Source organism: Sphingomonas sp. UYAg733 (assembly GCF_054057355.1).
Genome location: NZ_JBSRZE010000001.1, coordinates 1 through 13,469, shown reverse-complemented (window position 1 = coordinate 13,469; position 13,469 = coordinate 1). Strand labels below are relative to the sequence as shown.

The window sequence follows — 13,469 nt, the reverse complement described above, 5'->3', positions numbered from 1 at the left end:
GCGTCAGACCCGCATCGGCATCAGGACGTAGAGTGCCGAAGACTTGTCATTCTCGCGAATCAGCGTCGGGGCGGCGGCATCGGCAAGGTGGACCTCGATCGTGTCGCCATGCAGCTGACCGAGAATGTCGAGCAGATAACGGCTGTTGAAGCCGATCTCGAAGCCCATCGAAGCATATTCGCCCGGCACCTCTTCCGCTGCGGTACCGTTTTCGGGGCTGGTCACCGACAAGGTGATCTTGTCGCGGTCGAGTGCCATCTTCACCGCACGGGTCTTTTCCGTCGCGATGGTCGAGACGCGGTCGACGCCTTCCTCGAAGCTGCGTGGATCGATCTTGAGGATCTTGTCGTTGCCGGTCGGAATTACGCGGCTGTAATCGGGGAAGGTACCGTCGATCAGCTTGGAGGTCAGCAGCGCCTGACCGAGGTCGAAGCGAATCTTGGTCGGCGAAAGCGACACACCGACCGAGCCGTCGATTTCCTCGAGCAGTTTACGCAGTTCGGCAATGCATTTACGCGGGATGATCACGTCGGGCATGCCCTCGGCGCCGTCGGGGCGCGGCATTGTCACGCGGGCGAGCCGGTGACCATCGGTCGCGGCGGCCTTGAGCACCGGCAGCGGATCATCCGACACGTGCCAGAAAATGCCGTTGAGATAATAACGCGTTTCTTCGGTCGAGATCGCGAAGCGCGTCTTGTCGATGATCTGCTTCAGCGTTTCGGCGGGCAGTTCGAAGCTGACCGGCAGTTCGCCTTCCGCGATCACCGGGAAATCGTCGCGCGGTAGAGTACCCAGCTGGAACTTGGCGCGGCCCGCCATGATCGTCAGCTTGCCCTCGGCCGCGGCGAGGCTGACTTGGCTACCTTCGGGCAGCTTGCGCGCGATGTCGAACAAGGTGTGCGCCGACACGGTGGTCGCGCCGGGCTGGTCGACGGCGGCCGCCACGGTTTCATTGATTTGCAAGTCGAGATCGGTTGCCATCAGCTTGAGGCCACCCTCGGCCGTCGCCTCGATCAGCACGTTCGACAGGATCGGAATGGTGTTGCGCCGCTCGACCACTGACTGGACGTGGCTTAGGCCCTTTAACAGAGTCGCGCGTTCGATCGTCGCCTTCATCGTAAATCCCCCGGGCCGCCGCCCAATTTCCTTCCCACCGAGCGTCATCAGCCGGGGGCAATTAGCCGTCTCCTTTCCTTAACGATAAAAGGGGCCGGAGCAAGCGCCCCGACCCCCATTTTACACGCTAAACGGGCGTTCGCCTCAGAAGCGGTAGCCGACGCCGACCGCGATCTGATGCCGGTCGGTATCGACATCGAAATTATTGCTGTTTGCGCCATTCGCATATTCGAATCGCGCATTGCCGTAATTCGAGTAGCGATACTCGACCTTCGCATAGGTGTTGCTGCCGATCGACTGCTCGACACCGGCACCAAGGCGATAGCCGTCAAGGTTGAAATGCTGGCCTGTTTCGGTCGTGCCGTCGCTTGCGGTCAGGTCGAGCCGGGCATTGGTATAACCGCCCTTGGCATAGATCAGCGTGCTCGGTGCGGCGAGGAAACCGACGCGCACGCCGGCATAAAGGTCGCGACCCGACTTGACCCGGCCATAGCCCAGCGCCGCTGCGTCGAGCGGGCTGTTGCTGACCTTCGAGGTCGATCCGGTCACTTCGCCTTCGGCGCCGACAACCAGGCTGCCGAGTGCAACGTCGTAACCGATGTCGCCACCATAGACGAGGCCGTCGGCCTTGCGGTCGCTGTCGATGTCCGAATTGGGTCCGCTACCGGGCTGAAGCTTGTCATAGCCGAGGATCACGCCGACGCGCGGGCCGGTGAAGGTGACATCGGCGGGGGCGTCCTGCGCGAATGCGGGGGCGGCGATACCCAGCGCCAGTGCGCTGGCGGCGGCGGTGAGAAGAAACTTGCGCATAACCATACTCCATTGGTCGTTCCCGCCCCCAAAACTCGGACGGGGATGCTCAAATAGGCGGCCTCGTCCGAAGTTGCATGAACCTCAGATAAACAAGGAAAACCGTTGCTTTTGCGCCACACGGGGTTGAATGGCGAGGCATGGCTTCCAAGGCAGATCGACCCACGAGGAGACTCGGCCGGGACTTCATCGCGCGGCACGGCGAAACCGTGTTCAACGCCGCACAAAGAATGCAGGGCGATCATCCGCATACGCCGCTGACCCGCGCCGGCTTCGCCCAGGCGGATGAAATGGGCCGGGCGCTCCGGGCGGAACTTGGCGCTAAACCGGCGCTGACCTTATGGGCCTCGCCAACCGGCCGCGCGCTGCAGACTCTGGCGGTAATCGCCGAGCATCTCGAACTCGACTGGCATGGCGCGCAGACCGATCCGCGCCTGGTCGAGATCGGCATGGGCGGCTGGGGCGGGCGCTATTATACCGATGTCATTGCCGAAGTCGGGCCGCTGTTCGACCGCGCCTCCGGGTTGCTGATCTCCGCGCCAGATGGCGAACTCTATCATGAGATCACCGCGCGAGTCGGCGGCTGGCTCGACGCGACCAGCCAGGATTCGGGCGACCGGCTGGTGATCATGCACGGCATTTCCAGCCGGGTGATGCGCGGTGTGATGACCGGCGCGGCGGAGATCGCCGGATTCGGCGCGCCGGCGCTGCCGGGACTGCCGCAAGGGTCGGTGACGATGATCGAGCGCGGCGTCGAGACGATCGTCCATCTCGGCACCGGCCACGCGCCGGCATGAAACGCGCGCTGCTGCTCCTCGCGCTGGTTGCCGGCCCGGCAATGGCCCGCGAGTCGCTGGGTATTTTCGATCGCTGGGGCGCGTTCACCGATCCCTCGCCGCGGCGCTGCTACGCCATCGCGCAGCCGGTCCAGGCGGGCAGCCCGGCGCGCTGGCGGCCATTCGCCAGCATCGCCACCTGGCCCGGGCAGGGCGCACGCAACCAACTGCATATCCGCCTCAGCCGTGAACGCGATCCGCGGGCCCGCGTGACGCTTTCGGTCGGCGAGCGCCGCTTCGCGTTGGTTGCCGGCAATGCCGATGCCTGGGCACCCGACAAGCGTACGGATGCGGCGGTGATCGCGGCGATCCGGTCAGGGCGCAGCATGAGCGTCGAGACACTGAGCAGGAGCGGCGCGCCGTTCGCCGATGTCTATGCGCTGCGCGGCGCCGCGACGGCGATCGACGCCGCGTCGCTGGGGTGTGCAAGATAGGCGTCGAGTCCGGCGACCAGCGCATCGAACGCCGCGCGAACCGGTGGTGACGTTCGCAAATCCTCATGCATCACGACCCAGGTATCGAGATCGAAGTTGAACGCGTCGGGCAGGACGCGAATCAGTGCGGGATAACGCACGGCGAGCGGCACCTGGCACACGCCGATGCCGACCCCTGCGCGAATCGCGGCGAACTGCGCCACATCGCTGTCGGTGCGGAAAGGAAAATCGGCCGGCGCGAACATGATGCCCTGCGCGCGCAGGCTGCGCAGCACGGCATTGTCGGTCTCCACCCCGATCAGGCCGATCGCCCCCACATCCTCGAGCGTTTCGGGCACAGGATGTCCGTCGAGCAGATCTCGATGCGCATGCAGGTCGAGCGGGATCGCCCCGATGCGCCGTGCGACCAGCGCGTCCTGGGCGGGTCGGACCATCCGCACCGCGATATCGGCCTCGCGCCGAAGCAGATCCTCGTTCCGGTTGCTCGGCGACAGCGCGATATTCAGCGCCGGGTGGCGCCGGCGCAGCGCGGCCAGGATCGGCGGCAACACTTCGATCGCGATTATCTCGCTGGCTGAGATACGGACCAGCCCGGCGACTTCGCCTTCGCGATTCTGCGCGGCGCGGGCAAAGGCGGCGGCGGCGATCGCCATCGCTTCGGCCGGTTCGCGCAACGACAGCGCGGCATCGGTCGGCCGCAACCCGTCGGGCGCACGGATGAACAGCGCGACGTCGAGCTGGTGCTCGAGCTCGGCGATCCTGCGCCGCACCGTGGGTTGCGCCAGCGCCAGCATCCGCGCCGCCGCCGACAAGCTGCCGCCCTGCAGGACCGCCAGAAAGGCGCGGTGGCGTTCCCAATCATCCCCGGCCCCAATCATCTTCACCCTCGATCTCTGCTCATCATTTTATGATAGGCGGATGGTCAAGGTCCGACAATTTATTTTGATCGATCACGGGCCGATATCGTCGTCATCAAGCGATGGAGACGATCATGACGAAGACTGTTCTGGTATTGGGCGCGACCGGCGGCATTGGCGGCGAGACCGCGCGAGCCCTGCTGGCGCATGGCTGGCGGGTACGCGGGCTCGCCCGGCGCCTGCCGTCGATCGGCGAAGGAATCGAATGGATGCAAGGCGACGCGGTCGATGCGGGCGCGGTGATGGCGGCAGCACGCGGTGCGGACGCGATCGTCCATGCGGTCAATCCGCCGGGCTATCGTGATTGGGAAAAACTCGTCCTGCCGATGCTCGACAACAGTATCGCCGCGGCACGCAGTACCGGCGCACGGCTCGCTTTGCCGGGCACGATCTACAATTACGATCCGCACACCACCCCGGTGGCGTTGCCCGAGTCGCCGCAACACGCCGTTACCCGCAAGGGCGCGATCCGCGTCGCGATGGAACGGCGTATCGCCGAGTCGGGTGTTCGGGTGATCATCCTGCGTGCGGGCGACTTTTTCGGGCCGCGGCCGGGCAATAGCTGGTTTTCACAGGGGCTGGTCAAACCGGGGAAGCCGGTGCGGTCGATCCTGTATCCCGGCAAACGCGGGGTGGGGCATGCCTGGGCCTATCTGCCTGATGTCGGCGAAGCATTTGCCCGGTTGCTGAACATCGAAGCGTCGCTGCCCGATCTGGCGCGCTATCATTTCGCCGGAACCTGGGACGACGACGGCACCGCGATCACGCGCGCCATCGCCCGCGCGGCGGGCAAACCAGGCCTCAAGCCGTCGCGCATGCCCTGGGCCTTGTTGCCGCTGATCGCGCCGTTCAACCCGACAATGCGCGAACTGATCGAGATGCGGCCCTTTTGGCAGCACCCCCTACGGCTCGACAATGCCGCTCTGATCGCCGCGATCGGGCCGGAGCCGCACACATCGCTCGATCATGGGGTGGGCGCGACGCTCGCCGCGCTGGGCTGTGTCGATCGCTGACGCCCGGCGGGGTCGTTGCGGAGGCATCAGGGCATGCTGGAAATCCATCGCGTTTTCGACTACATGACCGGCATGCCAAACACCGCGACGACCCTCATGTCCATTCCCGGGCACATCGACCCCGTGCCCGTGCCGCGCGCCTTTGTGCCGCGCAGCGATGGCCGCATCGATTTGCTCGGCCTGTCCAAGCTCGACTTGCGCATGGCGCTGGAGACGTCGCAACTTGAACCGAAACAGGCGAAACTGCGTGCCAAGCAGTTGTGGCACTGGATCTATAATCGCGGCGCCACAGATTTTTCGCTGATGACCGACATCTCGAAGACGATGCAGCCCTGGCTTGCGCAGCGCTTCGTGATCAGCCGCCCGCAAGTGGTCGAGGCGCAGGTGTCGACCGATGGGACGCGCAAATGGCTGCTGCGTTCCGATGACGGCCAGGATTATGAGATGGTGTTCATCCCCGACGCTGATCGGGGCACCTTGTGCGTGTCGAGCCAGGTCGGCTGCACGCTCAATTGCCGTTTCTGCCATACCGGCACGATGCGGCTGGTGCGCAACCTGACGCCAGCGGAAATCGTCGGCCAAGTCATGCTGGCGCGCGACGGCCTCGGCGAATGGCCGAGCCAGCCCGAGGGGCGCATGCTGACCAACATCGTGATGATGGGCATGGGCGAGCCGCTGTATAATTTCGATGCGGTGCGCGATGCGCTGAAGCTGATCATGGACGGCGACGGCATCGCGCTGTCGAAGCGCCGTATCACCTTGTCGACCTCGGGCGTGGTGCCGATGATGGCGCGTGCCGGGACCGAGATCGGCGTCAACCTCGCCGTGTCGCTCCATGCCGTGACCAAGGAAGTGCGCGACGAGATCGTGCCGATCAACCGCAAATACGGCATTGAGGAACTGCTTCAGGCCTGTGCCGATTATCCGGGCGCGAACAATGCGCGGCGCATCACGTTCGAATATGTCATGCTCCGCGACAAGAATGACAGCGATGCCGAGGCGCGCGAACTGGTCCGGCTCATCAAGCATTACCAGTTGCCGGCCAAGGTCAATCTGATCCCGTTCAACCCCTGGCCCGGCGCGCCGTATGAATGTTCGACGCCGGAACGGATCCGCAGTTTTTCGAACATCATCTTCGAAGCCGGCATTTCCGCGCCGGTGCGCACCCCGCGCGGACGCGATATCGACGCGGCATGCGGCCAGTTGAAGACCGCTTCCGAAAAGAAGAGCCGCGCCGAACTCGACGCGCAGGCCGAGGAAAAGCTTGCGGCGCTCGCGTAGGTGAATTTACGTTCCGACCTGTCCGGTTCGTGCTGAGCTTTTCGAAGCACCGTTTTCCTTCATCGGCCGCTGACAAGAACTGCGGCCCTTCGACAAGCGCCGAACGATGGGTGTGGAACTGCGGGCATGATGTTCACTGACCTCGCCTTTGCCGCCGGTGCCGGAATGCTTGGTGGCGCGATGAACGCGCTGGCTGGCGGCGGCACTTTTGCCACCATGCCGGCGCTGATTGCGCTTGGTCTGCCCAGTCCTATCGCCAACGCGACCAGCAACGTCGCGCTGCAGCCCGGCGCGGTGGCCAGCGCCTGGGCTTATCGCGCGGGTCTGGAGCCGATGTCCGGCCTGTCGGTGCGGCTGCTCACCGGCATCACCTTTGCCGGGGGCATCGCGGGCAGCCTGTTGCTGGTGGCAACCCCGACGCGGGTGTTCGACATCGTCATCCCCTGGTTGTTGCTGTTGGCGACCATTGCTCTCGCGTTCGGCAAACACGCGGCGGCGGCGCTGCACGACCGTGTCAGTATCGGGCCGAAAACGCTGATCGGCGCGCAGGCCCTGCTAGGCATTTATGGGGGCTATTTCGGCGGCGGTGTAGGGCTGATGATGACCGCGACCTGGGGTCTGTTGTCGGGCGCCGAGCCGCATAAGCTTGCCGCGCCGCGTACCTTGATGCTGGCGACCGCCAATGCGGCGGCGGCGATCGTGTTCATCACCACGGGCATGGTGCGCTGGCTGCTATGTCTGCCGATGCTCGCCGGCGCGCTGGCCGGCGGTTATCTCGGCGCGCGTCTCGGGCTGATCTTGCCGCCGCGCGTCATCCGCGTCTGGACGTTATTGATCACCGGCGTGACGACGGCGGTGTTCTTCTGGCGGGCCTATGTGTAACTCCAGCGCTGTCTTTCCGGCATTCGGCGTTTGGGCGCGCGCCATATCAATCGCTGGTCAATAGTGATGCGATGGCCGATATGTAACCAAACGTCGACTGCGCGCGAATGAGGGCATAGATGGAAGATCCGATCGAGCCTGCGCCCCCCCCGGCGCCTCCCCCGCCCGGCGGGTCTTCCATCTATCGCCACCGGCTCGCGACGCGAGTGTGGCATTGGGTCAATGTCGTCGCGATCTTCATCCTGCTGGGCAGCGGCCTGACCATCCTCAACGGACATCCGCATCTCTATTGGGGCGTGTACGGCGCCAATTTTGATCATGCCTGGCTGCACACCTGGCACTGGCCGAGCTGGATGACGATCCCCGCCGGATATAACCTGGCGATCGCGCGGCGTTGGCATCTGCTGTTCGCGCTGGTGTTCGCTTTCGGCCTGTTGTTCCTGATGGTGTCGAGCCTGATCAACAAGCATTTCCAGCGCGACCTGCGGGTTCGGTTGCGCGAGTTGAAACCCGCCGCGCTGCTCCATGACGTGAAGGAACATCTCGCCTTCCGCTTTCATGACGCGAAGAATCCGGGGGCGTACAATATCTTCCAGAAACTTTCCTATGTGCTGGTCATCTTCATTCTGATTCCGCTGATGATCTTCACTGGCCTCACCATGTCGCCGGGCATGGATGCGGCATGGCCCTGGCTGCTCGATCTGTTCGGCGGGCGGCAATCGGCGCGTTCGATTCACTTTATCGCGGCGGCGGGGCTGGTCGCTTTCATCATCGTCCATCTCGTGCTGGTCATCCTCGCGGGTGCGTGGAACGAGGTGCGATCGATGATCACCGGGCGTTGGACCATTCCCGAGGATGAGCAATGACCAGTCTGATCACCAGGCGCGCGCTCTTCATCGGCGGGACCGCGACGGCCGGGCTGCTGCTCAGCGGTTGCGACAAGGTCGCCCAAAACCCCGGCTTGCGCAAAATCCTCTTCTCCGGTGGGAAGATGCATCTCGGACTGCAGCGCGCTTTGTCCAATCGCGACGCGTTGGCACCAGAATTCCGCCCCGATCAAATGTCGCCGCGCTTCCGCACCAACGGTACCGCCAATCCCGATACGCCGAGCTATAACGCGATGGTGGCGGACAATTTCGCCACCTGGCGGCTACAGGTCGCCGGCCTCGTCGCGCGGCCGCTCGATCTGTCGCTGGCGCAACTCCGTTCGATGCCCGCGCGCAGTCAGATCACGCGGCACGATTGCGTCGAGGGGTGGAGCGCGATCGGCAAATGGCGCGGACCGACGCTTGGGTCTTTGCTCAAACTTGCCGGCATCGGGGACGGCGCGCGCTACATCGTGTTCACGTGCGCCGATCTCTATGGCGGGCAGCCATATTACGAATCGATCGACCTGGTCGACGCGTTCCATCCGCAGACGATCCTTGCCTGGGCGATGAACGATCGCCCGCTCGGCGTCGGACACGGCGCTCCGGTCCGGCTGCGGGTAGAGCGGCAGCTCGGTTACAAACATGCCAAATATGTCATGCGCATCGATGCCGTAGCGTCACTCGCCGGGGTCGGTCTGGGAAAAGGCGGATATTGGGAAGACCATGTCGATTACGATTGGTATGCGGGCATCTGAGTTGTTACGGGGCCGGGCATGGCTCTGATCGATCGATTCCTTGCCGCCCGCGTCAAGCGCGGGCAGCTCATAGTCCACCACGCCGATGGCAATGTTCGTACCTTCGGTACGCCCGAGCCCGGTTTCCCCACCGTCACGATACGTTTCGCCGACAAGGGCGCGGCGAATTTCATCGTGCGCCACCCGAGTCTCGGTGCGGGTGAGGCTTATATGAATGGCCGGATGCTCGTCGATGGCGACGACATCATGGGGCTGGTCATTTTGATGACCGCCAACGATCTGTGGGAAGAAGGCAAGGCGGCGCTAATCGCCTCGCCGGCGCGGCGCGCGGTCGCAGCGGTGGTGCACCGTGTCGGCCGGATCAACATGGCGCGCGCGTCGAAGCGCAACGTCGCGCATCATTATGACTTGTCGGACCGGCTCTACGATCTCTTCCTCGATGCCGACCGCCAGTACAGTTGTGCTTATTTCACCGATCCCGACAACAGCCTCGAACGGTCGCAATCCGACAAGAAAGCGCATATCGCCGCCAAGCTGGCGTTGAAGCCGGGCATGCGTGTGCTCGATATCGGCTGCGGCTGGGGCGGCATGGCGCTGTATCTCCACGCAAAGACCGGCGCCGAGGTGCTTGGCGTCACTTTGTCGGAGGAGCAGATCAAGGTCGCCCGCCGCCGCGCCGAGGAGGCTGGCGTCGCCGACAAGGTGAAGTTCGAGCTGATCGATTATCGCCATGTCACCGGCACCTTCGACCGCATCGTCTCGGTCGGTATGTTCGAACATGTCGGGCCGACGCATTATCGCACCTTTGTCCGCAAATGCCGCAGCCTGTTGACCGAAGACGGGGTGATGCTGCTCCATACCATCGGGCGCGCTGGCGCGCCCGGCGTGACCGACGACTGGACTGCGAAATACATTTTCCCGGGCGGTTACAATCCCGCGCTGTCGGAAATCGTGCGCGCCAATGAAGGGCAGAAATTCTTCATCACCGATGTCGAGGTGCTGCGGCTGCATTACAGCTACACGCTCGACCTCTGGTACGATCGAACGGTCGCGGCAAAGGCGCAGATCGTCGATCTGTATGACGAGCGATTCTATCGCATGTGGCTGTTCTATCTGGCTGGGGCGAGCGCTGCATTCCGGTTTGGCGGGATGGTCAATTACCAGGTGCAGTTCGCGCGCAACCGTACCGTCCTGCCGATCACGCGCGATTATATGTATGAGGAAGAGCGCCGCCTGCGCGACCCCCAGGCGGATTAGCGATATCGCCTTTGGGGGCATCCGCTAGACCCCCGTTCGCCCTGAGCGACTGCCTTGGAAGGTAGTCGAAGGGGGCACACTTCGGCCCTTCGTTTGTGGTACTGGGGCTCGACAGGCTCGGCCCGAACGGGGAGGAGGTGATTACACTCCGCCCGGCATTGGTCTAGGGCGCCGCCATGTCAGCGACGATCCTCACCCGCCGATCGATTTTCGCTCAGGCCTGGCCGATCATGCTTGGCCAGACCACGGTGCCGCTGGTCGGGCTGGTTGATACCGCGGTGATCGGCGCGACCGGCGATGCGGCGGCGCTGGCCGGGGTCGCGCTGGGTGCGACCGTGATCAACCTGATCTTCTGGACCTTCGGCTTCCTGCGCATGGGAATAACGGGGATGACCGCGCAGGCAGCAGGCGAGGGCGACGCATCTGAGGTCGAGGCGATGCTGCTGCGCGGCGTCGCGGTCGGCGCGCTGCTCGGCGCGGCCCTGTTCGCATTGCAATTGCTGCTTATCCCGCTCGCCTTTGCTGCGCTGTCCGGGGGCGGTGCGCTCGACGATGCGGCACGCGCCTTTGTCGGTGCGCGCTTCATCGGCGCACCGGCCAGCCTTGCGGTGTTCGCGATCAATGGCTGGCTGTTCGGTGTTGGCCGCACGCGCGCCGCGCTGGCGCTGCAGATCGTCATGAACGTCGCGAACATAACACTCGACCTATGGTTCGTGTGGCATTTCGATCTTGGCGCGCGCGGCGTCGGGCTTGGCACGTCCTGCGCGGAATGGATCGCGCTTGCCACGGGTCTGCTGATCGTTGGGAAGGGAATCGACTGGCGTCGGCTGGGCTCTGCGGCCTTGTTCGGTGGCGGCGCGCTGAAACGATTGTTCGCGGTCAATGCCGACATCATGATCCGCACCATCGCGCTGCTTCTGCTGTTCGTCTGGTTCACCAATGCCGGTGCGCGGCTGGGGACGGTGCCGCTCGCGGCGAACCATGTGCTGATGCAATTCGTCAGCGTCGCGGCGTTCGTGCTCGACGGCTTCGCCTTCACGGCCGAATCGCGCGTCGGCCATGCGATCGGCGCGGGCTCGCGACCGCAGATGCTGCGCGCGATCCGGTTGACCGGCGAATTCTCGCTGATCGCCGGTTTCGGTTTCGCCTTGTTCTTCTATTTCGGCGGCAGCGTGCTGATCGACCTGCTCGCCGCCAATGCGGAGGTGCGCGTACAGGCCCGCACGCTATTGCCTTTCGCGGCGGCGATCCCGCTGATCGGCGTGCCTGCCTGGCTGCTCGACGGCATCTTCATCGGCGCGACGCGCGGCCGTGCTCTGCGCAACGCGGCGATCGTCGCGACCGCGCTCTACATCGCTACCGATCTGCTGCTCCGACCCTATGGATCGAACGGTCTGTGGTGGGCGATGATGTTCGGCTATGCCTATCGCGCCGGAGCGCTGGGTCTTTATCTGCCTGGCCTGCTCAGGCGCATGACCGAATGATATTGGGCTGCATGCCGGTGTGATTCACATCGCTTGCGGGAGTCATCATGCCTGCTCCCCGGCGCATGGTTTGCGCGTCGCGGATATAAGCTTATTTGAATCGCCATAGCTGGAATCGATCATCCATGACGCTCGCCCGGACATTTCCCGATTTGCCCATAAAGCACCCGAAAAATTCCCGTGGCGCTTCAACAAAATTCCCGCAGGTTTTCCCGTATATTCCCGCAGAACGCTCGAAAACGCATATCCCGCAAAACTTCCCGTCGTTTACGGGAATGCGAACGATGCAGCGGCACCTAAATGCTCTGCGGCTCGCCAAATGATCCGCCGATTCAATCCCGCCTGCCGAACTGCCAGCACTGCCGTCAGGCGCTCGCGGCTTGCCCCGTGCGAAATGGGCTGATACCCGCCCGCGTCCCCTTCTCTCCGGAGCTTTGCCCGTGTCCAAATCGACATCCGATCAGATCAACCGTGTCGTCCTCGCTTATTCGGGCGGCCTGGACACCAGCGTGATCCTGAAATGGCTCCAGCAGACTTATAATTGCGAAGTGGTGACCTTCACCGCCGATCTCGGTCAGGGCGAGGAACTGGCGCCCGCGCGGGCCAAGGCCGAGCTGATGGGCGTGAAGCCCGAGCATATCTTTATCGACGACCTGCGCGAGGAATTCGTGCGTGACTACGTCTTCCCGATGATGCGCTCGAACGCCTTGTATGAGGGGCTGTACCTGCTCGGCACCTCGATCGCCCGGCCGTTGATCGCCAAGCGCCAGGTCGAGATCGCCAAGATGGTCGGCGCCGATGCGGTCAGCCATGGCGCGACCGGCAAGGGCAACGACCAGGTCCGCTTCGAGCTCGGCTATTATGCCCTCGCGCCCGATATCAAGGTGATCGCGCCGTGGCGCGAATGGGATCTGACCAGCCGTACCGCACTGATCGCCTTTGCCGAACAGCACCAGATTCCGGTGCCGAAGGACAAGCGCGGCGAATCGCCCTTCTCGACCGATGCCAACATGCTGCACACCTCGTCGGAAGGGAAAGTGCTCGAGGATCCGTGGGACGAGGTTCCCGATTACGTCTATTCGCGCACCGTCAATCCGGAGGACGCGCCGAACGAGCCGGAGACGATCACGGTCGATTTCGAACGCGGCGACGGCGTCGCGATCAACGGCGTCGGCATGTCGCCCGCGACCCTGTTGGAGGCGCTCAACGAACTGGGCCGCAAGCATGGCATCGGCCGGCTCGACCTGGTCGAGAACCGCTTCGTCGGCATGAAGTCGCGCGGCATGTACGAAACGCCGGGCGGCACCATCTATCACCTCGCGCATCGCGGCATCGAACAGCTCACGCTCGATCGCGGCGCGGCGCATCTGAAGGACGAACTCGCGCCGCGCTATGCCGAGCTGATCTATAACGGGTTCTGGTTCTCGCCGGAGCGCGATATGCTCCAGGCGGCGATCGACCATAGCCAGGAAAAGGTCTCGGGCACTGTCCGGTTGAAGCTCTACAAGGGTTCGGTCATCGTCACCGGCCGCAAATCGCCCAATTCGCTCTATTCGGAAAAGGTCGTGACCTTCGAGGACGATCAGGGTGCGTACGACCAGCGCGACGCGGCGGGCTTCATCAAGCTCAACGCACTCCGCCTGCGCTTGCTCGGACGACGCGATCGGTAGCTTCAATCCTCCCCGTTACGGGGGGGGGAACCATTCGCCTCTTCAGCGAATGGTGGAGCGACTATCTGGATTGTCAAACTGCATGCGCGAGGTGCGCGCGCGTTTCGCGTGCCTTTGCGTTGAGCCTGACGAGGAGTTTGCGGGC

The 13,469-nt window shown here is 63.9% G+C and carries 13 protein-coding genes; 10 read left to right on the top strand and 3 right to left on the bottom strand.

Annotated elements, in window-relative coordinates; translation table 11 throughout:
- Window positions 1-3: 3 nt before the first annotated feature.
- On the bottom strand, window positions 4-1,116 hold the full coding sequence (dnaN, locus tag ACVWZA_RS00065) for a DNA polymerase III subunit beta (protein WP_457309021.1): 1,113 nt from the start codon (window positions 1,114-1,116) through the stop codon (window positions 4-6).
- A gap of 144 nt (window positions 1,117-1,260) precedes the next feature.
- Complete coding sequence (locus tag ACVWZA_RS00060) at window positions 1,261-1,926, bottom strand: outer membrane protein (RefSeq protein ID WP_457309020.1); 666 nt, start codon at window positions 1,924-1,926, stop codon at window positions 1,261-1,263.
- Between the two features lie 140 nt (window positions 1,927-2,066).
- Here ACVWZA_RS00060 and ACVWZA_RS00055 point away from each other — a divergent pair, with 140 nt between their 5' ends.
- Together ACVWZA_RS00055 and ACVWZA_RS00050 are read left to right on the top strand one after the other, a co-directional pair.
- Window positions 2,067-2,723: a histidine phosphatase family protein gene (locus tag ACVWZA_RS00055; protein ID WP_457309019.1), complete on the top strand. Its 657-nt coding sequence runs from the start codon at window positions 2,067-2,069 to the stop codon at window positions 2,721-2,723.
- A complete protein-coding gene (locus ACVWZA_RS00050; RefSeq protein ID WP_457309018.1) occupies window positions 2,720-3,196 on the top strand; it encodes a hypothetical protein in 477 nt (158 codons plus the stop codon). Before ACVWZA_RS00055 ends, ACVWZA_RS00050 begins: the two co-directional genes overlap by 4 nt.
- Here ACVWZA_RS00050 and ACVWZA_RS00045 read toward each other — a convergent pair.
- Entirely contained in the window at window positions 3,136-4,074 is a 939-nt protein-coding gene (locus tag ACVWZA_RS00045) for a LysR family transcriptional regulator (RefSeq protein WP_457310023.1), read from the bottom strand. The two genes, ACVWZA_RS00050 and ACVWZA_RS00045, sit on opposite strands and share 61 nt — an antisense overlap.
- Window positions 4,075-4,187: 113 nt before the next feature.
- Here ACVWZA_RS00045 and ACVWZA_RS00040 point away from each other — a divergent pair, with 113 nt between their 5' ends.
- The 8 genes from ACVWZA_RS00040 (at window position 4,188) to ACVWZA_RS00005 (ending at window position 13,324) form a co-directional block, all read left to right on the top strand.
- A complete protein-coding gene (locus tag ACVWZA_RS00040) occupies window positions 4,188-5,126 on the top strand; it encodes an NAD(P)H-binding protein (RefSeq protein WP_457309017.1) in 939 nt (312 codons plus the stop codon).
- Between the two features lie 96 nt (window positions 5,127-5,222).
- Window positions 5,223-6,407, top strand: a complete 1,185-nt coding sequence (gene rlmN, locus ACVWZA_RS00035) for a 23S rRNA (adenine(2503)-C(2))-methyltransferase RlmN (protein ID WP_457310022.1) — start codon at window positions 5,223-5,225, stop codon at window positions 6,405-6,407.
- 126 nt (window positions 6,408-6,533) lie between these two features.
- The gene (locus ACVWZA_RS00030) at window positions 6,534-7,289 is read left to right on the top strand and encodes a sulfite exporter TauE/SafE family protein (protein ID WP_457309016.1); all 756 of its coding nucleotides are present in this window, start codon (window positions 6,534-6,536) and stop codon (window positions 7,287-7,289) included.
- A 119-nt stretch (window positions 7,290-7,408) separates the two neighbouring features.
- Window positions 7,409-8,155 carry a cytochrome b/b6 domain-containing protein gene (locus ACVWZA_RS00025; protein ID WP_457309015.1) on the top strand — a complete coding sequence of 249 codons (747 nt, stop codon included), beginning with the start codon at window positions 7,409-7,411 and terminating at the stop codon, window positions 8,153-8,155.
- Window positions 8,152-8,913 (top strand): molybdopterin-dependent oxidoreductase, encoded by a 762-nt coding sequence (locus ACVWZA_RS00020; protein ID WP_457309014.1) that lies wholly within the window; start codon window positions 8,152-8,154, stop codon window positions 8,911-8,913. The genes ACVWZA_RS00025 and ACVWZA_RS00020 overlap by 4 nt, the downstream gene beginning before the upstream one ends.
- Window positions 8,914-8,931: 18 nt before the next feature.
- Window positions 8,932-10,170, top strand: a complete 1,239-nt coding sequence (locus tag ACVWZA_RS00015) for a class I SAM-dependent methyltransferase (protein ID WP_457309013.1) — start codon at window positions 8,932-8,934, stop codon at window positions 10,168-10,170.
- Between the two features lie 176 nt (window positions 10,171-10,346).
- On the top strand, window positions 10,347-11,654 hold the full coding sequence (locus ACVWZA_RS00010; RefSeq protein ID WP_457309012.1) for an MATE family efflux transporter: 1,308 nt from the start codon (window positions 10,347-10,349) through the stop codon (window positions 11,652-11,654).
- Window positions 11,655-12,094: 440 nt separating this feature from the next.
- Complete coding sequence (locus tag ACVWZA_RS00005) at window positions 12,095-13,324, top strand: argininosuccinate synthase (protein WP_457309011.1); 1,230 nt, start codon at window positions 12,095-12,097, stop codon at window positions 13,322-13,324.
- Window positions 13,325-13,469 lie beyond the last annotated feature (145 nt).

What these genes read in the sequence shown, in the direction of transcription:
- ACVWZA_RS00015 (WP_457309013.1), top strand. Translation starts at nt 8,932, where the DNA reads ATGGCTCTGATCGATCGATTCCTTGCCGCCCGCGTCAAGCGCGGGCAG.
- dnaN (WP_457309021.1), bottom strand. Translation starts at nt 1,116, where the DNA reads ATGAAGGCGACGATCGAACGCGCGACTCTGTTAAAGGGCCTAAGCCAC.
- ACVWZA_RS00060 (WP_457309020.1), bottom strand. Translation starts at nt 1,926, where the DNA reads ATGCGCAAGTTTCTTCTCACCGCCGCCGCCAGCGCACTGGCGCTGGGT.
- ACVWZA_RS00050 (WP_457309018.1), top strand. Translation starts at nt 2,720, where the DNA reads ATGAAACGCGCGCTGCTGCTCCTCGCGCTGGTTGCCGGCCCGGCAATG.
- ACVWZA_RS00010 (WP_457309012.1), top strand. Translation starts at nt 10,347, where the DNA reads ATGTCAGCGACGATCCTCACCCGCCGATCGATTTTCGCTCAGGCCTGG.
- rlmN (WP_457310022.1), top strand. Translation starts at nt 5,223, where the DNA reads ATGTCCATTCCCGGGCACATCGACCCCGTGCCCGTGCCGCGCGCCTTT.
- ACVWZA_RS00055 (WP_457309019.1), top strand. Translation starts at nt 2,067, where the DNA reads ATGGCTTCCAAGGCAGATCGACCCACGAGGAGACTCGGCCGGGACTTC.
- ACVWZA_RS00040 (WP_457309017.1), top strand. Translation starts at nt 4,188, where the DNA reads ATGACGAAGACTGTTCTGGTATTGGGCGCGACCGGCGGCATTGGCGGC.
- ACVWZA_RS00025 (WP_457309015.1), top strand. Translation starts at nt 7,409, where the DNA reads ATGGAAGATCCGATCGAGCCTGCGCCCCCCCCGGCGCCTCCCCCGCCC.
- ACVWZA_RS00030 (WP_457309016.1), top strand. Translation starts at nt 6,534, where the DNA reads ATGATGTTCACTGACCTCGCCTTTGCCGCCGGTGCCGGAATGCTTGGT.
- ACVWZA_RS00045 (WP_457310023.1), bottom strand. Translation starts at nt 4,074, where the DNA reads ATGATTGGGGCCGGGGATGATTGGGAACGCCACCGCGCCTTTCTGGCG.
- ACVWZA_RS00020 (WP_457309014.1), top strand. Translation starts at nt 8,152, where the DNA reads ATGACCAGTCTGATCACCAGGCGCGCGCTCTTCATCGGCGGGACCGCG.